General features: G+C 45.3%; 24 protein-coding genes and 2 pseudogenes. 11 read left to right on the top strand and 15 right to left on the bottom strand.

Features of this window, described 5'->3' with window-relative positions; all coding sequences use genetic code 11:
• Positions 1–125 precede the first annotated feature (125 nt).
• From NDI35_RS01945 to NDI35_RS01920, 6 genes and pseudogenes are all read right to left on the bottom strand, one after another.
• Positions 126–1,439 (bottom strand): aminotransferase class I/II-fold pyridoxal phosphate-dependent enzyme, encoded by a 1,314-nt coding sequence (locus NDI35_RS01945; protein ID WP_445311263.1) that lies wholly within the window; start codon positions 1,437–1,439, stop codon positions 126–128.
• A gap of 372 nt (positions 1,440–1,811) precedes the next feature.
• Positions 1,812–2,283: pseudogene (locus tag NDI35_RS01940) on the bottom strand (IS1 family transposase); the annotation flags it as partial.
• The gene (locus tag NDI35_RS01935) at positions 2,243–2,422 is read right to left on the bottom strand and encodes a hypothetical protein (protein ID WP_333452545.1); all 180 of its coding nucleotides are present in this window, start codon (positions 2,420–2,422) and stop codon (positions 2,243–2,245) included. The gene NDI35_RS01935 and the pseudogene NDI35_RS01940, both read right to left, overlap by 41 nt.
• A gap of 128 nt (positions 2,423–2,550) precedes the next feature.
• On the bottom strand, positions 2,551–2,685 hold the full coding sequence (locus tag NDI35_RS01930) for a DUF4058 family protein (protein ID WP_445311262.1): 135 nt from the start codon (positions 2,683–2,685) through the stop codon (positions 2,551–2,553).
• Between the two features lie 161 nt (positions 2,686–2,846).
• Positions 2,847–4,676, bottom strand: a complete 1,830-nt coding sequence (gene thrS / locus NDI35_RS01925; RefSeq protein ID WP_333331630.1) for a threonine--tRNA ligase — start codon at positions 4,674–4,676, stop codon at positions 2,847–2,849.
• Positions 4,669–4,800 carry a hypothetical protein gene (locus tag NDI35_RS01920; protein WP_445311261.1) on the bottom strand — a complete coding sequence of 44 codons (132 nt, stop codon included), beginning with the start codon at positions 4,798–4,800 and terminating at the stop codon, positions 4,669–4,671. The genes thrS and NDI35_RS01920 overlap by 8 nt, the downstream gene beginning before the upstream one ends.
• A 264-nt stretch (positions 4,801–5,064) precedes the next feature.
• On the opposite strand from NDI35_RS01920, the gene NDI35_RS01915 reads away from it, so the two are divergent.
• The 4 genes from NDI35_RS01915 (at position 5,065) to NDI35_RS01900 (ending at position 9,924) form a co-directional block, all read left to right on the top strand.
• Entirely contained in the window at positions 5,065–5,394 is a 330-nt protein-coding gene (locus NDI35_RS01915; protein WP_445311260.1) for a DUF2605 domain-containing protein, read from the top strand.
• A 158-nt stretch (positions 5,395–5,552) separates the two neighbouring features.
• Positions 5,553–5,864 carry a DUF2973 domain-containing protein gene (locus tag NDI35_RS01910; RefSeq protein WP_190662628.1) on the top strand — a complete coding sequence of 104 codons (312 nt, stop codon included), beginning with the start codon at positions 5,553–5,555 and terminating at the stop codon, positions 5,862–5,864.
• 444 nt (positions 5,865–6,308) lie between these two features.
• Positions 6,309–7,580, top strand: coding sequence for an RNA-guided endonuclease InsQ/TnpB family protein (locus NDI35_RS01905; RefSeq protein WP_445311259.1), 1,272 nt, complete (start codon positions 6,309–6,311; stop codon positions 7,578–7,580).
• 325 nt (positions 7,581–7,905) lie between these two features.
• Entirely contained in the window at positions 7,906–9,924 is a 2,019-nt protein-coding gene (locus tag NDI35_RS01900; protein ID WP_445311258.1) for a DICT sensory domain-containing protein, read from the top strand.
• A gap of 52 nt (positions 9,925–9,976) precedes the next feature.
• Here the strand turns inward: NDI35_RS01900 and NDI35_RS01895 are convergent.
• Positions 9,977–10,120, bottom strand: a pseudogene (locus NDI35_RS01895) (histidine kinase); the annotation flags it as partial.
• A gap of 919 nt (positions 10,121–11,039) precedes the next feature.
• Between NDI35_RS01895 and NDI35_RS01890 the strand changes: the two are divergent.
• The 4 genes from NDI35_RS01890 to trpE all read left to right on the top strand — a co-directional run bounded on the left by NDI35_RS01890 (position 11,040) and on the right by trpE (position 14,963).
• Positions 11,040–11,540 carry a peptidoglycan-binding domain-containing protein gene (locus tag NDI35_RS01890; RefSeq protein WP_445311257.1) on the top strand — a complete coding sequence of 167 codons (501 nt, stop codon included), beginning with the start codon at positions 11,040–11,042 and terminating at the stop codon, positions 11,538–11,540.
• A gap of 299 nt (positions 11,541–11,839) precedes the next feature.
• Positions 11,840–12,265: a photosystem I reaction center subunit II PsaD gene (locus NDI35_RS01885; RefSeq protein ID WP_333044721.1), complete on the top strand. Its 426-nt coding sequence runs from the start codon at positions 11,840–11,842 to the stop codon at positions 12,263–12,265.
• Between the two features lie 164 nt (positions 12,266–12,429).
• Positions 12,430–13,290 (top strand): GNAT family N-acetyltransferase, encoded by an 861-nt coding sequence (locus NDI35_RS01880; RefSeq protein WP_445311256.1) that lies wholly within the window; start codon positions 12,430–12,432, stop codon positions 13,288–13,290.
• Between the two features lie 125 nt (positions 13,291–13,415).
• Positions 13,416–14,963, top strand: a complete 1,548-nt coding sequence (gene trpE, locus NDI35_RS01875; RefSeq protein ID WP_445311255.1) for an anthranilate synthase component I — start codon at positions 13,416–13,418, stop codon at positions 14,961–14,963.
• 135 nt (positions 14,964–15,098) lie between these two features.
• Here trpE and NDI35_RS01870 read toward each other — a convergent pair whose 3' ends face one another.
• The gene (locus NDI35_RS01870) at positions 15,099–16,421 is read right to left on the bottom strand and encodes a WD40 repeat domain-containing protein (RefSeq protein ID WP_445311254.1); all 1,323 of its coding nucleotides are present in this window, start codon (positions 16,419–16,421) and stop codon (positions 15,099–15,101) included.
• Positions 16,422–16,595: 174 nt separating this feature from the next.
• On the opposite strand from NDI35_RS01870, the gene NDI35_RS01865 reads away from it, so the two are divergent.
• Both NDI35_RS01865 and NDI35_RS01860 read left to right on the top strand, forming a co-directional pair.
• On the top strand, positions 16,596–17,480 hold the full coding sequence (locus tag NDI35_RS01865; protein ID WP_445311253.1) for a PhzF family protein: 885 nt from the start codon (positions 16,596–16,598) through the stop codon (positions 17,478–17,480).
• Positions 17,481–17,640: 160 nt separating this feature from the next.
• On the top strand, positions 17,641–18,117 hold the full coding sequence (locus NDI35_RS01860) for a hypothetical protein (RefSeq protein WP_333068145.1): 477 nt from the start codon (positions 17,641–17,643) through the stop codon (positions 18,115–18,117).
• 17 nt (positions 18,118–18,134) lie between these two features.
• Here the strand turns inward: NDI35_RS01860 and NDI35_RS01855 are convergent, their stop codons facing one another.
• From NDI35_RS01855 to NDI35_RS01830, 6 genes are all read right to left on the bottom strand, one after another.
• Positions 18,135–18,986 (bottom strand): alpha/beta fold hydrolase, encoded by an 852-nt coding sequence (locus NDI35_RS01855; protein ID WP_445311252.1) that lies wholly within the window; start codon positions 18,984–18,986, stop codon positions 18,135–18,137.
• A gap of 92 nt (positions 18,987–19,078) precedes the next feature.
• Positions 19,079–19,219, bottom strand: a complete 141-nt coding sequence (locus NDI35_RS01850; protein WP_445311251.1) for a hypothetical protein — start codon at positions 19,217–19,219, stop codon at positions 19,079–19,081.
• A gap of 9 nt (positions 19,220–19,228) precedes the next feature.
• Positions 19,229–19,306, bottom strand: a complete 78-nt coding sequence (locus NDI35_RS01845; RefSeq protein WP_445311440.1) for a hypothetical protein — start codon at positions 19,304–19,306, stop codon at positions 19,229–19,231.
• Positions 19,307–19,319: 13 nt separating this feature from the next.
• Positions 19,320–19,466: a transposase gene (locus tag NDI35_RS01840; RefSeq protein ID WP_445311250.1), complete on the bottom strand. Its 147-nt coding sequence runs from the start codon at positions 19,464–19,466 to the stop codon at positions 19,320–19,322.
• 79 nt (positions 19,467–19,545) lie between these two features.
• Entirely contained in the window at positions 19,546–19,893 is a 348-nt protein-coding gene (locus NDI35_RS01835) for an IS110 family transposase (RefSeq protein WP_445311439.1), read from the bottom strand.
• 593 nt (positions 19,894–20,486) lie between these two features.
• Positions 20,487–21,467 carry an ABC transporter ATP-binding protein gene (locus NDI35_RS01830; protein ID WP_445311249.1) on the bottom strand — a complete coding sequence of 327 codons (981 nt, stop codon included), beginning with the start codon at positions 21,465–21,467 and terminating at the stop codon, positions 20,487–20,489.
• A 110-nt stretch (positions 21,468–21,577) separates the two neighbouring features.
• On the opposite strand from NDI35_RS01830, the gene NDI35_RS01825 reads away from it, so the two are divergent.
• Complete coding sequence (locus NDI35_RS01825) at positions 21,578–21,766, top strand: hypothetical protein (RefSeq protein ID WP_445311248.1); 189 nt, start codon at positions 21,578–21,580, stop codon at positions 21,764–21,766.
• Between the two features lie 89 nt (positions 21,767–21,855).
• On the opposite strand, the gene NDI35_RS01820 is transcribed toward NDI35_RS01825, so the two are convergent.
• Positions 21,856–22,785, bottom strand: a complete 930-nt coding sequence (locus NDI35_RS01820) for a phosphoribulokinase (RefSeq protein ID WP_445311247.1) — start codon at positions 22,783–22,785, stop codon at positions 21,856–21,858.
• Positions 22,786–23,023: the final 238 nt, after the last annotated feature.

The following is a 23,023-nucleotide window of genomic DNA, read 5'->3' as shown; positions in this document are numbered from 1 at the left end:
TACCAGCATGAAGGTGTGTAAAAGCTTTGAAGCTTCTGACTTCTGAAAACAGATTTCTGTAATAGCGACAATACTCATCAATCAATTTCCAGGTTGAATTAGCTTGGCGAGGGTTAACCATAGACCTAGCTCTGGTTTGAGAGATTTTGTTCTATTATACTCTGCCGCTTAGTGACAGAAGAGGGGGAAGCAAGTGGGTTAGCAACAGCGTATTCCATCGCAGCTTGGAATTTGGGTAGAGAACGCGAAATCATTTCTTCGTTGGCAGTAAGGGAAATTCGGAAGTAACCGGGTATTTCCTGGGGAGTTCCTGGTAAAACAAATATATCTTGACTTGCTAATAACTCGGCAAAAGCAAGGTCATCATCCCAAGGTGATTTCACCAAGAGGAAGAACGTCCCATCAGGGTTATACAGGTTGTAACCCATATCCCGCAGTGCGTTCACCATCCCATCTCGCTTGTTTTGTAAATGCTCGATATTTATGTTTAGTTGCTCTAAGTCTCCTAATGCATACTGCATGAGCACACTAGGATAACACCAACCAAAAGGAGTTTGTTGTAGGAAAGCAATGATTCGTCTTATTTCTTCCCGATTAGGCATAGTGGGAGGTAAAGCAATATACCCTATACGTTGACCGGGTGCCATTAAAGTCTTACTATAACCATATACTAAGAAAGAAAATGGGTAAAACTGAGTAGGGCTGGGACAAGTTTGGTTGTCGAAAACAATGCGGCTGAAGGTTTCATCGGAAATAATATAAATAGGCTTGCCATAGTGCTTAGAAGCCTCGTTAAGTATACCGCTCAAACCCTCTAGAGTACTAGCTGAAAAAATCTTACCTGTAGGGTTGTGGGGTGAATTGATAATGATTGCTCGAGTCCGTTCTGTAATTGCAGATGCGATCGCCTGCAAATCCATATCAAAGGTGTTTGTATCCACAGGCACACCAACCGGAACGGCACCGGTAAAATGCACCATACTCCTATAACCTAACCAGGGTGGAGTCAAAATAATTACCTCATCTCCCTCACCAGCTAACATTTGCAGACAAATCGCCAAACCAACTACAGTACCATTGGTCATAAAAATATCTTCAGGCAATATAGAAAGTCCGCGTTTATCCTCAAGAGCAGCGGATACAGTGATCCGTGATTGTGGAATATTTCCCTTGTAGCCATACCACCCTTGATTTTGCGGTACACTCCAACGCTGTAAGGCTTCTACAAACCCTGGAGGTGGTATTTCATGGGCATCACCGATAGTAAAATCAATACTTCCCGGCTCAGTTCGGCGACTCATATAGGTCGCTTGGGTAAAGAATTGTCTTATAGGGGTCTGGTAACTTAATAACTTTAGTAACCGTGGTGAGATAAAGTGAGTCTTCCCTTCACTTGTTGGATCTGGCATGAGCTTATTTGGATTATTTTTGTCGTACATAGTAATTGGGTAGTAGTGTATAGTAATTGCAGGTCACGGAACTCGCCTTAACGAGAAATTATACTCATGGACAAAATACCGTCGCCCACATTCTTGACATTTATATCCTTGTTTACCACTTGTTTACCATAACTATGAGCGTATTTAATAATTTTCCCCGAAGGACATCTTAAACAAGTGATACTCATATATACTCAGGAGTATTGATATTATTTTATTAGTTTAACATGATAATGCACCACTACCAACTATCTCACTCTTTACTGCATTACGGCATCATTTTGCAACAATTTGTAACGCATCAGCCGTAGAACCCAGTACCCTACACCGTCCACACAAACCAATCCCGGCGTTGCTGAATTGGGGTATGGTTTAGCAATCGCGTGCGGTGACTAATGCTCGCTCGAAATAATTAATTGAATAGGGAAGGCGAACATCATTAAACGTGAGATAATGAATAAGTAGTTTAATGGGATATCTGAGCATTTGTTCGGCTGCCAGAATAACAAAAAGTCTTTCGTTTGAAGCGAGCCAGATAGTGTCTTAATCTTGTGTTTTCACCTTCAACCGCAAGTCATGTAAGTTGGGCACAGAATTTGGTTTCTCTCTGGAATAAACATTGCATAAACTTTGCAACCATCCGTCACATAAAAATAGCATCCCCATCTACTAACTACATCCCACAAAGGTTCAAACGTTTTAGGACGCTGGGTCTCCTAATACCCATCCTAGAATGCCTGGTCTAAAGTAATCTACTGCTGTCCACACCCAGATTGTTTTTTTATCCTAGAAAGATTTGTAGCTCATCTAGTTCTCCTACTTCTGGAATTGTCTCTGGATCGTAAGCGGATGATTATTAAAGTTCCCTCTTTTTCATCATCCCCGGTTGTTTCCCAATTTCCCGACAAGCCAGAAATCGCAAACAGTTCATCTTTAGCAGCAACTGCATCTTGTCCTTCGACGCTGATTTGAATATCTGCCATTACTTTCTATTGCCACTCTACGCCATCTAATTATATCTCAGCAATTTATATGGGGGCGATCGCACTTAAACCTCCCTCTATCATCCGATCGAGCCCCTCTCCTCCAACAAAACATCCGCCCCAGCAGCTTAAGTTTCCGACAGCGGGGGAACTGATACGGCGATATAATCTATTCTAAAGTCCTTGGCGGGGCGATCGTAAACCCCATTGACTAACGCTTGTAAATCTACAATTGGTTCCGCATCACCCGCGCGCAAAGGCAACGGAGAAGATTGTGAAAATTAAATGCACAACCGCTTATCATTTGTATTAATTGTGGAACGGGCGTCTCGCCCGTTAAGTGAATCGTGGAAGGGAGAGACGCCCATTAAGTGAATCGTGGAACGGGCGTCTCGCCCGTTCTAAAATCTGCGATTAAAATCGCTTAAAAATCGCCGTAACTACTAATAGCCCGCTGCAACCTCCCAATCACTTCATCAACCGAAATCGCCCCCAACTCCCCAGAAGCCCGAGTCCGAATATTCAAACTATTCGCCTCAACTTCCTTCGCACCCACAACACCCATCACCGGAATTTTATCCTTCTCAGCATTGCGAATCAACTTGCCCAAACGCTCGCTATCCTCATCAGCTTCAGCGCGAATATTGAGCGCCTTCATCTTCGCTGCCACTTCCTTCGCAAACGGCAAAAACTCGGCGCTGACAGGCAACAACCGCACCTGAATCGGCGCTAACCACAGCGGAAAATCCCCCGCATACTGCTCGATCAAAATCCCGATCAAGCGTTCCAAAGAACCGAAAGGAGCGCGGTGAATCATCACCGGACGCTTGCGAGTGCCGTCTTCAGCAACGTATTCCAAATCAAAACGTTCTGGCAAATTGTAATCTACCTGAACAGTTCCTAATTGCCATTCTCTATCCAAGACATCTTGGAAAATGAAATCGAGTTTCGGCCCGTAAAAAGCCGCTTCCCCAATTCCCTCAAAATAATTCATTCCCAAAGTTTCCACCGCGCGGCGGATTGCACCTTGAGCCTTTTCCCAAGCTTCATCGGAACCGATGTATTTCTCTAAATTGTTCGGATCGCGGAAACTCAAACGCGCTTTAAAGTTTTTCAGTTGGAGACTCTTGAATACTGACAGAATCAAATCCACCACATTCAAGAATTCTGCATCCAACTGTTCCGGCGTGACAAATAAGTGGGAATCATCCACCGTAAAGCCGCGCACCCGTGTTAAACCGCCCAATTCTCCTGATTGTTCGTAGCGGTAAACTGTGCCGAATTCCGCTAAGCGCATCGGCAATTCGCGATAGGAACGCAATTCGCTTTTGTAAATTTGAATGTGAAAAGGGCAGTTCATCGGTTTCATGACAAAACCCTGTTCGTTTGCTGCCGCTTCCTCATCCTCCGCCATCAGCGGAAACATATCTTCTTTGTATTTCTGCCAATGACCGGAAATTTTAAACAAATCCACTCTGGCAATGTGCGGAGTCACAACTTGCAAATAGCCGCGCTTGATTTGTTCTTGTTTCAAGTAATCTTCTAAAATACTTCTCAAAACAGTGCCTTTCGGCGTCCACAAAGGCAAACCGGGGCCCACCGCATCGGCAAAAATAAATAAGCCTAACTCTTTGCCTAACTTGCGGTGATCGCGCCTTAATGCTTCTTCTTTGCGGTGTTTGTATGCTGCTAATTGTTCGGGAGTTTCCCAAGCAGTGCCGTAAATGCGCTGTAACTGAGCTTTAGTTTCGTCGCCGCGCCAGTACGCGCCTGCTAGGCTTTCTAGCTCGATCGCCTTTGGATTCAACTCACTGGTATTTTCTAAGTGAGGCCCGGCGCACAAATCCCACCATTCCTCGCCCACATGGTAAAGAGTAATCGGTTCGCTCAAACCTTCTAAAATTTCTAATTTGTAAGGTTCATTAATCTCCTTAATTCTGCGTTCCGCTTCCTCGCGGCTGACTTCTTCCCGAATTACAGGCAATTTACGGTTGATGATTTTGATCATCTCTTTTTTAATGGCTTTTAAATCCTGTTCCGTAAAAGGTTCGGGAGTGTCAAAGTCATAATAGAAACCGTTTTCAATCCAAGGGCCAATGGTTACTTGCGCCTTGGGAAATAACTTCTGCACCGCCATCGCCATAACGTGGGAGGTGGTGTGGCGAATTTTTTTTAGTGCCTCCGACTCACTCGTGCGGGGCAACTCAATCTTAACGGACTCTTCTGGAGGGGACATGGATTGTGAGCTAGACATCGGCTGAATTAGCAATTAATTTAGTTGCAGTTGCTTCTATCTTACTCAGATTGGGACAGCAAGCGCCGACTTCCGGCTGGGGGACACTCCGGGAAATTACAACAACGGCCCTGATGGTTGCCACGTTTAGTGCGGGACGCACTCCGACTCTCAGAAACCGGGTTTTTTAAAGTATTGCTTGAAAAAACCCGGTTCTAACCATCCGTGAGCTCGCCAACTAATTTGGCAGAATTTGGGGATTTCGACTCAAAAATCGCTGCTGACACAGTTAAATTTATTCCCACCCACCTGCTAATTGTTGTTAAATTATTGAATTTTTGTTAAAAATATGTTACAATTTGTAAAGACGGTCTAAGACTATAATAGATAAATAACCCAATTTTGATCCATGCTTAATTCCAACTTGCCCGAGCCAGAATTGCTCAAAGCGTTACTGGAACCGCTGTTAGAGGATTTTAATTACTGGTTCGACCGATCGGCAAAGCTCTTAGAAACTGAGGAAATTCCCTTTCTCAGCGACGAGGATCAATCTGACTTGCTGGCGCGAGTCGAACAGGCTCAGCAAGAAGTAGGCGCTGCTAAAGCTCTATTTCAAGCAACCGGAGGTCAAGTTGGGATTGAAACCACAGCACTGATGCCGTGGCACAGACTGCTCGCCGAATGCTGGCAAGTATCGGCACGCTTTCGCTCATGGCAGTCAGTTCCCCCTGGAAAATAAGGAAGCGAGTTCAAGTTAAATTTGCAGTCAAATCCCCAACCTTGGGAAATGTGGCGGCCCACTTGACAACCTCAAACAGATTTCCAGTTAATAAGTTATTACTTGCTGAAACACTTTTGTAAATTGCTGTGTGGCTGTTTAGCCCGGAGGAGAAGATAATGTTGCACCTGCTTTATATTTTAGCTTTTACCGTTCTTGCCTTTCTGGCAGTCGGTAACTTAATCCGCAGTCTAGTCACGGTAGGTATGGAGTCTCAGCGTCCTCAACAATTCATGGCAAATAATCGCCACCCATCCTATCCTGGCTCTCAATCTGTACCGCATCCAGAACTTTTAGACGAACAGGGAAACATAGTCAATGAGCCACTGTTAGTGATGCGTTCGCTGACTGTCCAAGACGCCCGCGAACAATTAGATGCTCTCTACAAATCATCTCCGGGCGGCAGCGACGAAGGGGGCGAACTAGCCTAAGACAACCACAGCCGCAGCATTTATACTTAGGCGCGATGCCTCAAAAAAAATATAGGACTTACACGCTAGGTGTCCGAAACCCTTTTTCTTCATAAATTTTGGTGAAAATCGTTTCCGCGCTTCATCGGAATAATAATTTTCCGAGCACCCTTGGCATCCTTCCGCCTCTAACCAGATTGGATATAAGTCCTCAAAATAATTGGCCGTTAGTTTTTAACTAACGGCCAATTATTTGTGATTTTTGAAAGTTTAATTGCCGATTAGCCCGATCGATCGCCAAAAATCGGTTCGCCAAAAACCAATACAGATGGCACTGATATCAAATAGCTCAAGAATAGTATTGTGAAACTTCATTAAGTTTGTAAGCATTAATCAACAATAGTAGTATCATACTCTCAGAGTAGTCGAGTAAAAAACACATGACTTAAAAGATGGAAACCTTAAATGCAACTAGCAGAGAGGCACATCATTAAATCTACGGGACATCGTTTCGCCCAGATTGATGAATTAGCCTTTAAATCCAAGAATCTCTACAATGCCGCTAACTACGTCATTCGTCAGAGTTTTACTTATGGATGGGGTTACATCAACTACAACGAGATGAACCGTTTGATGAAATCTCATCAAGCATACAAGGCAATGCCCGCCAAGGTTAGTCAACAAATCTTGATGGTATTGGACAAAAATTGGAAATCGTTTTTTGAAGCAGTCAAAGCTTACAAAATTGATTCCTCTCAATTCACTGGTCGTCCGAAGCTACCGAAATATAAGGATAAAGTTAGGGGTCGTAATATTCTTATCTATACGGTTCAGGCAATTAGCAGCAAGCAATTGAAAAAAGGAATTATCAAGCTTTCGGGTACAGAAATCTTGATAAAGACCAAAGTAAATCCCGCTCGAATTTGCCAAGTAAGGCTGGTTCCCCAATGTGATTCGTATGTGATTGAGGTGATTTATAATGAGCCGGAGTCCACCCTCAGTAACGATATTTTGGCAGCTAGTATTGATTTAGGACTGAATAATTTAGTGGCGTTAACTTCAAATCAGCCGGGTTTCATCCCTCTGTTGATTAACGGGCGACCATTAAAATCGATTAACCAGTTCTACAACAAACGCTCTTCACACTTACAATCTCAGTTAAAAGGAAGTCGCAAGAGTTCACCCCGCATTCAGCGCTTAACTCGCTGTCGCAATCAAAAAGTCGATAATTACTTGCATCACGCCAGTCGGCTAATAATCGGTATCTTGGTCGCCAAACAAATTGGGACGCTAGTAATTGGCAAGAATGCACACTGGAAAACCGAGATTGATTTAGGGAAGCAAACCAACCAAAATTTCGTCGGTATTCCTCATGCTCGACTGATTGAAATGATAGAATATAAAGCTAGATTGGTTGGGATGAAGGTAATCGTACAAGAAGAATCTTACACATCTAGGTCGAATTTCCTGAATCTAGACCCGATTCCTGTGTACGGGCATACTGGCGCTGATGATGTCACATTTAGCGGTAAGCGAATCAAGAGAGGTTTGTACAAGACATCGGTCGGTCAATCAATTAACTCTGATGTTAATGCTTCTTATAATATCCTCAGAAAAGCAATCCCAAATGCGTTTAGCGATGGGATAGAGAGCTGCGTAGTTCAGCCGAGGCGGGTCAATCCGCTCAAAGTAAAAGTGAAAGGGGAGGGACTTAATGCCTCCCATGCCAGGTCATAAACGACTATACTTTTACCAGCTATAATGCAAGTGATCCGCAAGCGGTGCCTAACAAGTCTGAATGGTGGGAGTCCTAACGCCCGAATCCAAGCCTGAATAGATGAGTTGGCGTCAAAATCTAGAGGTAAAAACAGGTGACTTTGGGATGAACTCAAGGTCTTGGAGGCATACCTCTGCTTAGATTCGTCTAAATGATATGCCTAGCATGATATGACTTAAACAGTCGTGTTATGAAGCATAAATGTATCAGATACTGAAAAGGGATCGCTCTAAACCTCCTATCGATCCTGTTTTGTCATCGGCAAAAATGCACGTTTAAGGCTAGATGATCGTCCCTATTTCGCTACTGGCAGAACTTCTGCAAGCTTTGCCCCAACTGCGGGCACAAATTTATTTCAAATCTTCCATGACAGCCCTGTCTCACGCGATGGAAGACTTAGTTTTGGCGGGTTCCGACGAGGAACCGCTAGTCATTGCAAGCTTTCAGCGAGAGCGCTTCTACCGCCAGGAAGCTCACCGCTACCGGCGAATTGCCTCACGCTCGTCTCAGGTATACGTGCTGGCAGCACCGGAAACTGACTTTAAAAATGCTTCGGAGTGTCACGAAACTGTGGCGTTTGCACCGGAGGACGGATTAAGTCAAGAGTGGCACTTAGTGGTGCTGGGGCAAAACTACTCAACTTGTCTGATTTGTCAAGAAAAAATTGTGCCGATCGACAACCAAGACGATCGCGGGCCACAGTTGATGGATCAAGCTCGCAGATTTGAAGGAATTTGGACGTTCGATCGCGAGGTAAGCTCCAAAGCTGCCGCATTGTTGCTCGATAGAATTGTCAATTATCGCCCGGAATTGACCGAAAAGATCGATCGAGCGCGAACTGCTTACAAGCTAGTCAAAACAGCGAAAAAAACCAGGAAATCCGCCACTTCCAAAGCCACCAAACCCGACATAAGTACGGGAAAAAACTCAAAAATTCCCAATCCCAAATTGAGCGATGCTTTTACCGAACGCTTAGTCACCTACTTGCAAGCAGGCCAGCACAAACTGCTCAAAGCATACAGCGCGATCGCCGCTCAGGAACGCAAAGAACGCCTGGTAAACTTAATTACCACGGCAATGCGGCAGTCTCTCAACCCGCAAGAAATCGTCGAAGTTGCAGTCCAAGAACTGGGCACTGCCCTGTCGGCAAGCCGATGTTTGATTTATCGGTGCAAGGCCACAGATGTGGCGGTCAAAATCGATCGCGAGTTTTTGGGACCCGGCGCTAGTTCCATGCTGGATCAGACTTGGCTGTTGCAGGAAAATCAAATATGGAGCGACGCGGTGGCGCGGCAAGAGCGAGTTTACATCCAAGACACAGCACAACACCCCCTGATTGCCAATACAAAATTCCTGGGAAAAACTGTAAAAAATTGGCAAATTGTCTCTTGGTTAATGGTGCCAGTGCTTTATCAGGGGCGGGTTTTGGGCATGGTGGAAATGCACCAGTGCCGATCGGTTTTACCTTGGGAAGAAGACGAAATTGCTTTAGTAGAGGCGATCGCCACCCAACTCGGAGCCGCCTTAATTCAAGCAGAAACCTACGCTCATTTAGAAGAACTCAACCAACAATTAGAAGCATTAGACCGCACTCGCAGCAATCTAATTGCCATCACCGGACACGAACTCCGCACCCCTCTTTCTACGATTCAAGTTTGTTTGGAAAGTTTGAACTCCGAACCAGATATGCCGGCAGAATTGCGGCAAATCATGTTAGAAACTGCCCTCGGCGATGCCGATAGAATGCGGAAACTCGTGCAGGATTTCTTAACTCTTTCTCACTTAGAAAGCGGGCGAGTCCAATGGAATGTAGAATCGCTGACGCTGCAAGAATGCGTTGATTTAGCCCTCAGCAGCGTGCGATCGCGCACGGTCGATCGAGAGTTACCGGAAATTATCGCCGAAGTGTCCGCAGATTTGCCTTTAGTACAAGCTGACGGAGAGTGGTTGGTGGAGGTGCTCTCCAAACTGTTAGACAACGCTTGCAAATTCACCACACCTCAAGGAAGCGTGACAGTGCGAGCGAAATGCAACGGTTCTCGGATGGTGGAAGTGCTCGTAGCCGATACGGGGAGGGGAATAGAGGCGAACAGTTTAAAAGTAGTGTTCGATCGATTTTATCAAGAAGAAGGAGCTTTGCGCCGCAGCGCCGGCGGTACCGGTTTGGGATTGGCAATTTGCAAACAGATTGTTGCTGGCTGGGGCGGGAAAATTTGGGTAGATTCCGCAGGAAAAGACCGAGGAAGTGAATTTCACTTTACTATTCCCACTGTTGAGAATCAATTGACAACTGTTAACTCATGACTAATCACTAATGACTAATCACTTATGACTGCAAACTACCCCTCAGTCTCTCCTACATTGGAATACCGATCACCAACTCTGTTCCACCTTCTATCGATGACAAACATTTCCAAGTTCCCCAATGTTTTTGAGTTACTATCTGATAGCTAATAGACAGTCCCAATCCCGTACCTTTGCCTTCTGCTTTAGTTGTAAACATTTTTTTTCTGACTGATATCAAATCTGTTAGTATCGGAATTCTTCCTATCTCTCTTCTCTTGATATGCGTGAATCCGCGTCAATCCCTTGTCATCTGCGGTTTATACATTCTCTTTTTTTAACCGCAGATGAGGGCAGATTAACACAGATTAACGCAGATGAATTAGAGCGATTTCGGTTGCACGATCGGGAATTGTTGACCCTTCGGCTTCGATCAGGGGATTCGCTGTTGACTGGATTATACAATTCCGATGCTACCGGGATTGATATGATTCCGGCATTTCCAGTCCGCTGTCAGCAATGCGAATCAAAATCGTGTGGATTATTTCCGGTTTTTTCAGGTAACGAAAATACTTGCTTAAAGTCCTGGCACAAAGTTAAAAAAACGGGTTGGTGAGCGTCAGATCACGCAAGTATCGATCGAGTTAATTGATCAACCGAGACACGATAGCCCAGAAAAGTTTTCACTGCAGAACCAGCCTCCGCTGCTACATCCTCTCTCACCCTCAATCCTCACCCTGTAAGATCAGCCTTAAAGGTGATGTGGCCACGCGGTGTTCAGCTTTAAAATCACAAGTATCACAGCAGATTCAGGATGCGCTTGCCGTCTTAAACCCGATTTGGCGACAGAATACCTAGGGAGGCTGCCGAAAATTAATATCAGTTTAAAAAAAGAATCCAACTGTAGGTAAGCTGCAAACCCCGATAGTAATCAGTTATGCCGAATCTAAAATCTAAAATCTAAAATGGTATAAGTCTCCTGTCCACAAGTCGCAAGATGGTAAAAGTTGATCGAATCTGTTGAGGCACTGCCGACGCCAGTGTTGATTCGTGAAAAGTTGAGAATGCAAATATTTCGCCCGGAAAAACTTTTTTTCCATAAGAATACTCAAACCTAGAGGTTAGGAAAATCGATTATGTCACCTACAACCCAGATGAAATCTACTCAACCTATGGCCAAAAAGCCACAGCTACAATTAGGTTCTCAAGGTAAAGCGGTATTGGAACTCGAACAACTGCTAACCAAGTTGCAACTTTATCGGCATCCTGCTAAAGGAATTTTTAACAAAGCAGTTGAATTTTCTGTGAAACTGTTTCAGTTTCGGGTTTTCTTGTCGCCGGACGGTATTGTCGGGCCGCTCACTTGGCAGGCGCTTTATACTGCTGCTCCAGTTAATATGCCGGTACTCAAATTCGGCAGTTCTGGGGAAGCAGTCGCTACTGTTCAGGAAGTTCTCAAAGTTTCCCAGCATTATGGCGGTAAAATTGACGGCGACTTTGCTACTTTGACGGACAAAGCTGTTCGCGCATTTCAAAAAAGCTTTGGGATTCAGGCCGACGGGATTGTCAATCAAGAAACTTGGACTGCTTTGAGCCAAATTCCCCGCGGCTATGACCCTAATTGGTTCTTGACTTAGGGTTGACGGGGTAAATTGTTCGATCGTGTGTGGGGGTAAATTGGGGGAATTTGCGATTATTCTGGTGCCCCACAAGCACCAGAATAATTCCTGTTTTTTTTTGATTATTTTTTCGTAATTCGTGCTGCCTAATTTTGTTTTCTAACTTTGGTGGAAATTACCAATTATCACTTATTAATTACTAATTATCAATTATCAGAAGAGATCGATCGCAAAAAAACTGTTAATTTTCCTTACAATTTCGAGAACAGCGTGCAGTCTCGATGATACGATGCCGTAAAAATCCTTTGGATATATCTATGGCCGAACAACTTACTGGACAACCCCCAATCTTCGGCGGCAGCACCGGCGGCTTGCTGACCAAGGCGCTAGTTGAAGAGAAGTACGCTATCACTTGGACTAGCCCCAAGGAGCAGGTGTTTGAAATGCCTACTGGTGGCGCTGCGATTATGCGTCAAGGCGACAACTTGCTGCATCTGCCCCGGAAGGAGCAGTGCATCGCTTTGGGCGGCCAGCAACTGCGGGCCAAATTCAAAATCACGAACTACAAAATTTACCGCGTGTTTCCCGACGGTACTACTGAGTACCTCCATCCCAAGGATGGCGTGTTCCCTGAGAAGGTGAACGAAGGTCGTCCCTACAACGGTAAGATTGACCGCAATATTGGCAGCAATCCAAATCCGGCTAAGCTGAAGTTCACAGGTAAGAAGACTTTCGATCCTTAGACGATAACTGCATGGCTGAGCAAAACATAGGTAATATTGCCTCGGACGGCTCAGCTTGTAAACTTGTTTTTGCAGTAGTATTCTGGCGCGGGAGGCTAAGCCCGCAGCGCCAAAATACTACTGCAAACTTCTAATCTTATTAAAAGTTAATAGTTAAATTAAAAATGAATGTCGTAATCAGGCGAGCGCAGCCTTCTGATATCGATGTTTGCGCTGGCATTACTTATGAAGCTTTTAAAGATATTTCCGATCGCCATCAATTCCCTACAGATTTTCCGACGCTGGAGTTTGCAACCGAAATAACGGGCTTGCTAATCGAAAGTCCGTTGTTTTTTGGCATAGTAGCCGAGAGCTCCGGTACGGTTGTCGGCTGCGGGTTTATGGACGAACGCAGCCCGATTCGTGGTATCGGGCCCGTCAGTGTCGATCGAACTTTTCAAGGCCGCGGCACGGGGCGGGAAATCATGAAAGCTTTGCTGGAACGCGGACAGGACGCTGTGGGTATCCGTTTGGTTCAGGAATCTTTTAATATGGCGTCGCTGTCGCTGTACGCTTCTTTGGGTTTTGAGGTGAAGGAACCTTTCGTGTTAATGGAAGGAAAGTTTCGCAGCCAGCCACACTATGGGTTTGAGGTGCGGCCGATGGCTAGTGAGGATGTTGGTGAATGTGTGGCTTTGTGCAAGAAATTATACAGGTGCGATCGAACTAGCGATATTGAGTACGCCCTGAATTTCTTTTCTCCTTGGGTTGCTTGTAAACAAGGTCGGATTGTGGCTTATACTTGTGCGGTGTCGGCTTTGAGCCACAGCGTCGCAGAAACTGAAGCAGATATGCAGGCTTTACTGTTGGGGGCGGCCGCGTCGAACTCCGAAGCACAGGTTTCTTTCCACTTGCCGGTGCGTTACGCAAGTTTGTTTCGCTGGTGTTTGCAAGAGGGGCTGCGCGCGCTCAAACCGATGGCGGTGATGGCAGTTGGCGAGTACCAGCAGCCTCATGGCTGTTGCTTTCCGTCTTTTGTTTATTGATCCCAAGACGGTTAGGACGCTTTTAATCGCTGAAATTATTGCCAGGATTGCATTTTCCCTCTTCCTTCTTCCTTCTTCCCTCTTCCTTCTTCCTTCTTCCCTCTTCCTTCTTCCTTCTGATATATATGATATTTCCCGATTTCTCACAATTTTCGGAACTGGCGAAACAAGGCAATTTTGTACCCGTGTATCAAGAATGGGTTGCTGATTTGGATACGCCGGTGTCTGCGTGGTATCGGGTTTGTGCCGGTCAACCTTACAGTTTTCTGCTGGAGTCGGTGGAAGGTGGGGAAAAACTTGGGCGTTATAGTTTCTTAGGGTGCGATCCGTTGTGGATTTTGGAGGCAAGGGGATCTCGCACAACTCAAGTTTACCGTGACGGTTCCGAAAAAGTATTTACGGGCGATCCGTTTGTAGCTTTAACTGAATGTTTGGAGTCTTATCAACCGGTGAAATTGCCGCAGTTGCCGCCGGGAATTGGCGGGTTATTTGGTTTTTGGGGTTACGAGTTAATTAAGTGGATAGAACCGCGAGTTCCCGTGCATCCAGCAAGCGAGAATGATTTGCCGGATGGATTGTGGATGCAGGTGGATAATTTGCTGATTTTCGACCAGGTGAAGCGGAAAATTTGGGCCGTCGCCTATGCGGATTTGCGGGAGGTTGGGGTTGATTTGGCCGATGCTTATCAGCAAGCGTGCGATCGGGTATCTCGGTTAGTTCAGAAGCTGCAATCGCCACTTTCCCGGCAATCTACTCTCATAGAATGGACACCTCCCAATAACGGGCAAGATGCCCGTTCCACAACCGGAAATACAGAATTGGCTTACACTAGCAATATTACCCGTGAAAAGTATTGTGCCAATGTCTTAAAGGCTAAGGATTATATCAAAGCCGGAGATATTTTTCAAGTAGTTATTTCGCAGCGACTGGAGGCTGAATACAGCGGCGATTCTTTTGCACTTTACCGATCTTTGCGTCTCATAAATCCTTCTCCGTACATGGCTTATTTTCATTTCGGAGATTGGCAGATTATCGGTTCGAGTCCCGAAATTATGGTGAAGGCGGAAAATACTGCTGATGGCAAAAAGATTGCAACTTTGCGACCGATTGCCGGCACTCGCCGCCGGGGTAAAACTCCTCACGAAGATGATGCTTTGGCTGCTGAATTGCTGCAAGATCCGAAGGAAATTGCGGAACACGTCATGTTAGTTGATTTGGGCAGGAACGATTTAGGAAGAGTTTGCCGAAACGGTACTGTAAAAGTTGACGAGTTAATGGAAATTGAGCGTTATTCTCACGTCATGCACATTGTGAGCAATGTGGTGGGAGAATTGGCTGAGGATAAGACTGCTTGGGATTTGTTGAAAGCTGGTTTTCCTGCGGGTACGGTTAGCGGTGCTCCGAAGATTCGGGCGATGGAGATTGTGCACGAGTTGGAAGGTTGCCGCCGGGGGCCGTATTCTGGGGTTTACGGGTATTATGATTTTGAGGGGCAATTGAATAGTGCGATCGCCATTCGGACTATGGTTGTTCGTTCTTTAGGTGGTGACAAACATTCGGTTTCTGTGCAAGCAGGTGCTGGTTTGGTGGCTGATTCTAACCCGGATATGGAGTACGAAGAAACGCTGAATAAAGCCAGGGGAATGTTAGAGGCAATTCGCTGTTTGAAGTAGCGAATAAATATAGGACTCGGCGGTTGAAACCCCGTCTAGACGAAACTTTACCCGACGAGAGCGGGTTGAAGACTCGATCGCCCCGATGAACCGAACTTTTTCGATCGCCCGCCAATTCCATCGCACTTAAAACTCCTATCCCCCGCCGCTAACTCCCTCCAATCGCAGGAAATGCACGGTGCCCGGTAGACCCCCCGCTACCACTGTCACCCCATCAGGCGCGATCGCACAGCAATCAAACCAATTATCTCCGGTGAAACTAGCAATTTCTTTGCCGCTAGCCAGATCCCAGATTCTTAGGGTCTTATCCGATGAAGCCGAAATTACTCGTTTGCCGTCGGGTGCGATCGCGAGTGCCTGTACAAAGCTAAAATCCTCGGTGAGGGTTTGAAGTTCCCTGCTGCTGTCTGTGTCCCAAATTTTCAGCGTGTTAAGTTGTGGAACCGAAATCGCTATGAAGCCGTCGGGCGCCATCGCCACTGCATATACATAGCCAGTATCGGTGAGAGTTCTCAGTTCGGTTCCGCTGAGCAAATTCCAGACTTTTAGGGTGTTATCGTCTGAAGCCGAAATTGCTGTCAGACCGTCGGGTGCGATCGCGACTTGCCTTACCGAGTTAGTATGACCGGTGAGCGTTCTCAGTTCGCTGGCACTGGCCAAGTCCCAGATTTTTAGGGTGTTATCGTCTGAAGCCGAAATCGCTGTCAGGCCGTCGGGCGCGATCGCAACTCCCCTTACCGAGTTGGTATGACCGGTGAGGGTTTGAAGTTCTGTACCTGTCTCGATGTCCCAGATTTTTAGGGTGTTATCGTCTGAAGCCGAAATCGCTCTGTTGCAATCCGGTGCGATCGCGACTCCCCTTACCGGGCCAGTATGACCGGTGAGAGTTCTCAGTTCTATGCCAGTGTTTGTGTCCCAGATTTTAAGGGTTTTATCCGATGAAGCCGAAATTGCTCGTTTGCCGTCGGGTGCGATCGCCACTGCTTGTACCCCGAAATAATGGCCGGCGAGGTTACGCCAACATGGCCCCACTATTAAATTCCACCTCAAAGGTCGCAGCCAAGGACTATTTTTCGACTGCTTGGCTTGTTCCAACATCCTCTGAAACTCAGGCTTTTCAAAAGCAAGCAATCTCCCCCATAATTGACCTGCTAATTGCGTTTTATCCCTTTCCAAAATTGGCGCTGACATGTGAAGTACCTGTTGAATCCAGTAGAGATAAGTTTGACTTTGCTCCGGCCCATCCAACAATTGAGAATCTATCGCTAAATCATAATCCTCAATTAACGCTTGAAGTCCCAACTCATCCAGTTTCGCCTCCATAAAATCGAAATCCGTTAACAACTGGTACAGCTTTTCCCCTTGCCCACTCTCTACTAAATGCCTTGGCAGAGTTTCTAAAGTATAAAGTCGCTTTTCCCGCGACATTTCCCCTAACTCTTGTTTAAACTCACTCATCGTTACAAATCCCTCAACAAATTCTTAAAAATCCCTGTTTCTCTATATCCTTCCAATTCTAAGCGCCTCTTTAAACTGCGTCAAATCGTCGCGGTGACTCGATCAATCAAATAAATCTGCTTTGTAACGCTGGATGTAAAATATCAGTTATCGACTTTTACCAAAGGCATAATTATGAATTTTTATATAGTTGACGTGTTTGCGGAGTCAAAATATGCTGGCAACCAGCTAGCTGTATTTTTCGGTGCGGGAGTTGCCGAACTATCTGAGGCTCAAATGCTACAGATAGCGAGGGAAATCAATTATTCAGAAACTACGTTTATTCGATCGCCCGATCCGCGAGATGGCGGCTATGACGTGCGGATATTCACGCCCAAGAAGGAATTGCCCTTTGCCGGTCATCCGACTTTGGGCACTGCGTTTGTGTTGCAGCAAGAGATTATTCGCGAAAAGGTCGATCGAGTAATTCTCAATCTAGCAGTCGGTCAAATTCCAGTTACTTTTAATTATCACAATGAATCGGCAGATATTTTGTGGATGCGACAAAACGCGCCTAGTTTTGGTCAAGTTTTATCAGCCGAGACTCTGGCAAATGTCTTGAATTTACAACCAGATGAAATTGATGCCAACTTCCCAATTCAAGAAGTTTCGACCGGAGTACCCTTTATAATTGTCCCATTAAAAACTCTCGCTTCGCTCAAAAAAGCTCAAGTCAACTTAGATAAATATTTTGAGCTAGTTGATACAATGGAAGCGAAAGAAATTTTGATATTTTGCCCAGAAACCTACAGCGATCTTAATGATTTAAGCGTGCGAGTTTTTGCCCATTCATTAGGAATTCCCGAAGATCCGGCTACTGGCAGTGCTAACGGATGCTTGGCTGGATATTTGGTAGAACATGATTATTATGGGAAAGCAAAGATTGATGTCAGAGTTGAGCAGGGTTATGAAATCGATCGACCTTCTTTGCTGTTGTTACAAGCTGCCAAAAATGAAGGGGAAATAGCAGTTTTGGTGGGTGGTAAGGTGGTGATGGTTGCTAAGGGAGAATTTGTGTAGAAGTTTTAAGGGGAAATTATTAACCGCAGAGGCACGCAGCTAGATTTAGAGGCTTCTTTGGCGATCGAGATATTACAATTTTGCTAATATGAGGTAGCTCATATTCATTGATTCGCGTGATTGTTAGGCTAAAAAAGTCATCAATACCAGAGACTTTCCAATGCTGCAAACATTTTCGCGGACTTTAAATGTATCCCCTGACGCTTCAGAAGCGCTGCTTTCACTTCCATTAACCACCTTGCTGGATTCACCGGAATTCAATCAAGTCTTGGAAAGCCTGGATACTAATTTGCTCAAAGAAACTTTGCCAACTGCTGGAACTGTTTTAGCTCAAAAGCTGCCGCCTTTTTACGACTGGTTGCAAACTGAACTAGGAATTAAAAACGTCCCTGAGAGTCCCGATCATACTACGAAATGGGTAGTCGGTTTTTTGAAGAATCAAGAAAGTTTAACTCGTTTAGTTGATCTGCACAAATCAATTCCCAGACAGGCATTAGAACGAGCAATCCCTCGTTTAGTTAGCGCCTTTGATGAGGTTCAACCCACCGCCGTAAAGCAAGAATGGGAAAAAGCGATCGCAGCACTTTGTCTGCTTCTGGCAGTCGCAGCGCGGGAAAATCAGCCATCTGCGGCCTGAAGCAATTCTGCCTGAGTTTAAACAAAGCGCTTTTTTCGGAAAGTTTGCAATTGAGTGCGATCGATCTGAACGACTACTGACCGTCGCTTGTTGAGGACGATCGCATTGTGTCTGTTTACCAAAAGCAACTGAGCCAATACTACCACCAGGGCTCGTCTTTTCTGAAACTTGCCTTCAAAACGCGCCATTCGGACGATCGCCTCTTCGATTTTATAACAACAGTTGTTGCCTTTCTGGGAAATCACAAAAATCGTTCCCGGTATGTAATCGCCTTCATTTGCCCAGAAAGCATACCTTTCGCCTAAAGTAAAGTAGTGAAAAACATTGTTAGCCGTGGAAGCTTTCGCTAACTTTTCCGAAACGCCCAAAGAATTAAAAATTACAGTGGATCTAATATAATCCGGGTATTTTGCTGCTATTTGCTGAGCAACTTTGCCGCCCAAACTTTCTCCGATGACATCCGGCGGATTTCCGCTGTAAAATTGTTGCTTGATCCAATCAATAGCACCCACAGTTTGCGCCGATTTTAACTGGCGTTCTAGTTTGGCCATAAATACATCTGGCGTATCTTCCAAAACGCGCTCGAAAGGATACCAAGAACCGTAGCCGCGAATCACAAAGACAGGCGGATTATTGCCAGAAATAGGGACGCGACTTTCAGCATAAAAACCAGTGCGAGAGTCTTCAAACACTTTTTTTATGATATAATTTCCATCAATAACTTGCCCTTCTTCGTGCCGAATGTAAATTGAAGGATTATTGGGTTTAAAAGTATCGTGCAGTTGGGGTTTGGCAAACTTTTCATACAGGGAATCTAGCAAGTGCCTTCCCGTTTGGCGATCGACAAAATCTGATTTTGTTATTTTCATCCCAAATCTCATTTTTAACTGCTTGTGCGGGGAAAACCCGGTATTTTTGCAAAATACCTTTACCCAGATGTGGTAGATACTGTCTTGACTTGTCAAGGGGTAGCAGTCAAATAATTGGGGTCGAAAGGCTTTTGGGATTTTAAAATCCCAAAAGCCAAATGCAGCAGTTTCCTCATCAGCGCACCAATCACGTGCATTTTGACCTTTCCACGACCCAATAATCGTTCACTCATGACTTTTAGCTAGGGATTGCAGGGCATCGCCACTACCGCGGGCATATATAATGCTTTTCGCAGTCGGACATTGCCAGTGCAGGACAAACGAGTTTTGCCCTTAACCGAAGTCCCAGAACTCCGTTCGCGCTTGAGTTAGACCAGCGTATGCTGCTAATTGACGAGCATTATCGTAATCGGAAACCTCACCAATTTGGGCTAATAATATAGAAGCTGTTAAATCGCCAATGCCAGGAATTGAGGTCAACAAGTCACGCTGTTGTTTTAAGTGTGGGTGTTGCTCAAAATGGTCACTAATCAGTTTTTTGATTAGTTGTTGCTGTTGTTTAAGATACTCGCCTGTGTTCGAGAGTAAGTGTAGCAACAGTTGGCGTAGCTGTCTCCAAACGGTTTTGTTCGCTCGTCATCATTTCTGTGACAGATTCGACCCGTCGCAACAAAGCTTGTAATTCCTTGACTTCGGGCGCGGTTGGTGTCCACATATCCGGTTTCATCGTCGCACAAAAACGAGCAATTAGTGCCGCATCTACCGAGTCAGTTTTAGTTCGTAGGAGTTCGCTTTTTGCAAACCCTTTAATCCTAGCTCGATTCACAATACTAACCTGAAAGCCTGCCCCATATAGGAATTCGGCTAAGGCTTCACGCCAAAATGCTAGTCGCTTCCATGCAAGGATGGATCTCGACTACACTTTGTTGTTTAAGGCAGTTATGTAAACTCTCAAAGCCGTGAATATTATTAGTAAACTTTTTAGGTTGGGTCGCACGAGTTTCCTTCAGGAATGAGACATGAAAATCTCTTTTACTGAGGTCTATACCTAAGACTGTTGATGTCATTTTTGGCTCCCGATGTACTCCAATTTATGAAAGAACCGACAGGTAATTGAAGACTAACCTTGTGAAAGCAGGCTTTCCCGATAATACCGAGAGCCTAAGATAATGTCGAGTGTTATGTGCGCCTGTCATCAGTAATGTCCGCTTATATACGCAACAGGCTTATGCAGTCTAAGGGGCGGGCCAACTCCACCGATTGCTGATGTTTTATAGCCAGCACTGTCGCCTGTTAAAGAACCTTTTCTACAAAACTTTCCTTGTTTCTTTAGGTTCACTTGCTGTCGGTACGATCGCCTGATTGATTCAAGCGATCGACTAACTCACTCTTTTAAGATACAAGGGGCGGGTTCACCGACAATATTTAGCCAAAAACAGACAATCTCATAAACCCGCCCCCGCGCCACCATCAATCCCAATTTACCTCTTTTAAGATACATCAACCACTAGAATAAATTCCTCTTTCTTGCAGTTGCTGCATAAAAAACTCTTCCAAACTAGGCTTAGCCAAATTCATCCCAATTAGCTGCCCTCCCGTAGCGCTCAGACTCGAAAGAAACTCCTTCGGCTCGCCCTGCAAATGACCGGACCACAAATCATTATCAACTTCCATATCCGGTATCCATTTGTGCAGGATATTCAAGTGACCGCCCCTACCTTCAACCCGGTAAGTTTCAGTATTACCTAGGATTTCGTCGATTGCACCAATGCAGATTAACTCACCTTTGGCCAAAATAGCCACCCGATCGCAAATCTTCTCCACATCAGACAATATATGCGAATTAAAAAAAATTGTTTTTCCTTGATTTTTCAGCGATAAAATTATCTCCCGCATCTGATAGCGCCCCATCGGATCTAAACCCGACATCGGCTCATCTAAAAATACCACATCTGGATTGTTAATCAAAGCTTGAGCCATGCCGATCCGTTGCAGCATTCCCTTAGAATACTGGCGCAACTGTTTTTTAATTGCCGCCGATTGAGATAGCCCAACTAAGTCTAGCAAATTCGGAATTCGCTGCCGCTGAATCGAGGGGGGAATTTGAAATAACCCCGCCGCAAATTGCAAGAATTCCCAGCCCGTGAGATAATCGTAAAAATAGGGATTTTCTGGCAAATAGCCGACTCGCTGCTTCACAGTGCGATCGCCCAAAGGCTTCCCCAACAGCAGCGCCCGCCCAGAAGTGGGGCGCACTATACCCAGCAAAGTTTTCAGCAGCGTAGTTTTCCCCGCTCCATTTTGCCCTAACAACCCGAAAGTTTCGCCCTCAGAGACAGTCAGAGTGCAATTTTTGAGCGATTCAATTTTTTCATTCATCCAGAAGCCGGTACGGTAGAACTTCCCCAGGTTAAATGTTTCCACCACAGGGGTAGCTCCGTGCATCTCGGTGGGATTTGGCGCATCTACAAGAGGTTCCATTTTTGTCACAGAAATAACTAGCACCTGATTATATTCTATTGCATAAGTTAAGTAATAATTGCTATTTTTAATGTTAAACTAATATTAGCTGTAGTTAAATTTTTCTGAATATGGATCGTTCAAAAATTATTGCTATTATCACTGGGGTGATTTCTCTAATTTTAGCAGTTGCCTACCTGCTGCTCGTCACCCTCCTCGACTTCCGAGGCGAAATGCTGCCCGCACCTCAAAGTCAGTTGCCACTCTCCATGCCAATTCAGCAATTAGGCACTGCCAACCAGACTTTGCGAGTACATTAGTTATTGGTTATTGGTTATTGGTTATTAATTATTGCAATAACAACTAACAATTAACAACCAACAACTGCCAACTCACAACTAACAACTAACTAATACACATGAATTGCTTTCATCATGTGATATGCCACTAGCAACTGCGTCAAAGCTAGCGGGTAACTTTGCAACACTTCGCCTGTTGTGCCGATCAGTTTGCCAATTTCCGGGTTGCCTTGGGCGGAGCAAAATCCCCGCAGGTGTGGCAACTCGCTGCACAAAATCATTTCCAGTTCGTTTACTTGATCGCTGGTAGCATGGGAGTCTACTTCCAAAACGTCAACAGGTTTGCCCATATCCCGATCGAGTCCCAAGCGAATTGCAGGTTGAAAACTATCGCTGCCTCGACCTAAAATTTCAGTAAAATCAGGGTGAGGAATTGTCGGTCTGAGCACTAAACGGACGCTCAAATTCGATTGATTGTCCGCTTCTGGCGGGTAAAAACTAACTACAACGTCGGCCGATTTGCGCTGAGGACGAATGAAGTCTTCAGAGTCCGGTTCCCGTTTTTTTATTTCTGCAAGCACCTGTTCTTCAGTATAACCGCGCTTCATGACATCGCGCTTAACTTTCCACTGAGTTCGCAACTCTTCGGGAGGAGCAAGATACACTTTTACGTCGTAAGAATCGCGGATTGTTCGGGTTGCGTAACCCAGCAAACCTTCAACTATTACAAATTTGCTGGGCTTGATGTATTCCGGCGGGTCGAATGTACCTGTCGTGTGGTTGTAGATGGGTTTGAGAATTGCTTGTCCGGTACGCAGCAGGCTGAGGTGCTGCTGCATGATGTCCAGGTAATTGCAGTCGGGATGCAATGCTGTGATTCCGATTTCGGCCCGCTGCTTTCTGTCGTAGCGATGATAGTCGTCAGTGCAAATCACAGTGACATTTTCTGGCCCCAATACTTGGGCAATTCCCCGCGTCAGGGTAGTTTTGCCCGCTGCGCTGTCTCCGACAATACCGAGAATAATTGGTCGATCGCTCATTGTTTTTACCCGGACGCACAATAGCAAATTTTGTTGTCAATCTTAAATCTTATCAAAATTGTGTTCCATCCGATCGCTCGGTTTGACTTTAGCCCCCCCGGAGTCTCCCCAATGTGTAAAATTATTGTTATATTTCTTAATATAGTGCGGCACCGGAGACTCAGGGAGCATCAGATTAAAAAATCACGCCCATTTATTACCGCCCACGATGTCGATCGTACTTTTGAATCCAGCTATT

The sequence above is a fragment of the Microcoleus vaginatus FACHB-2002 genome, assembly GCF_040004035.1.
In the GTDB taxonomy this organism is placed as follows: domain Bacteria; phylum Cyanobacteriota; class Cyanobacteriia; order Cyanobacteriales; family Microcoleaceae; genus Microcoleus; species Microcoleus vaginatus_C.
The sequence above is the reverse complement of the archived record's forward strand: the minus strand, read 5'-3'. Positions and strand labels throughout refer to the sequence as shown.

Bases quoted from the DNA above. Each gene is read 5' to 3' on its own strand.
- NDI35_RS01945 (WP_445311263.1), bottom strand. From the start codon at position 1,439: ATGTACGACAAAAATAATCCAAATAAGCTCATGCCAGATCCAACAAGT.
- NDI35_RS01935 (WP_333452545.1), bottom strand. From the start codon at position 2,422: ATGGCAGATATTCAAATCAGCGTCGAAGGACAAGATGCAGTTGCTGCT.
- thrS (WP_333331630.1), bottom strand. From the start codon at position 4,676: ATGTCTAGCTCACAATCCATGTCCCCTCCAGAAGAGTCCGTTAAGATT.
- NDI35_RS01915 (WP_445311260.1), top strand. From the start codon at position 5,065: ATGCTTAATTCCAACTTGCCCGAGCCAGAATTGCTCAAAGCGTTACTG.
- NDI35_RS01910 (WP_190662628.1), top strand. From the start codon at position 5,553: ATGTTGCACCTGCTTTATATTTTAGCTTTTACCGTTCTTGCCTTTCTG.
- NDI35_RS01905 (WP_445311259.1), top strand. From the start codon at position 6,309: ATGCAACTAGCAGAGAGGCACATCATTAAATCTACGGGACATCGTTTC.
- NDI35_RS01900 (WP_445311258.1), top strand. From the start codon at position 7,906: ATGATCGTCCCTATTTCGCTACTGGCAGAACTTCTGCAAGCTTTGCCC.
- NDI35_RS01890 (WP_445311257.1), top strand. From the start codon at position 11,040: ATGTCACCTACAACCCAGATGAAATCTACTCAACCTATGGCCAAAAAG.
- NDI35_RS01885 (WP_333044721.1), top strand. From the start codon at position 11,840: ATGGCCGAACAACTTACTGGACAACCCCCAATCTTCGGCGGCAGCACC.
- NDI35_RS01880 (WP_445311256.1), top strand. From the start codon at position 12,430: ATGAATGTCGTAATCAGGCGAGCGCAGCCTTCTGATATCGATGTTTGC.
- trpE (WP_445311255.1), top strand. From the start codon at position 13,416: ATGATATTTCCCGATTTCTCACAATTTTCGGAACTGGCGAAACAAGGC.
- NDI35_RS01870 (WP_445311254.1), bottom strand. From the start codon at position 16,421: ATGAGTGAGTTTAAACAAGAGTTAGGGGAAATGTCGCGGGAAAAGCGA.
- NDI35_RS01865 (WP_445311253.1), top strand. From the start codon at position 16,596: ATGAATTTTTATATAGTTGACGTGTTTGCGGAGTCAAAATATGCTGGC.
- NDI35_RS01860 (WP_333068145.1), top strand. From the start codon at position 17,641: ATGCTGCAAACATTTTCGCGGACTTTAAATGTATCCCCTGACGCTTCA.
- NDI35_RS01855 (WP_445311252.1), bottom strand. From the start codon at position 18,986: ATGAAAATAACAAAATCAGATTTTGTCGATCGCCAAACGGGAAGGCAC.
- NDI35_RS01850 (WP_445311251.1), bottom strand. From the start codon at position 19,219: ATGAGTGAACGATTATTGGGTCGTGGAAAGGTCAAAATGCACGTGATT.
- NDI35_RS01830 (WP_445311249.1), bottom strand. From the start codon at position 21,467: ATGGAACCTCTTGTAGATGCGCCAAATCCCACCGAGATGCACGGAGCT.
- NDI35_RS01825 (WP_445311248.1), top strand. From the start codon at position 21,578: ATGGATCGTTCAAAAATTATTGCTATTATCACTGGGGTGATTTCTCTA.
- NDI35_RS01820 (WP_445311247.1), bottom strand. From the start codon at position 22,785: ATGAGCGATCGACCAATTATTCTCGGTATTGTCGGAGACAGCGCAGCG.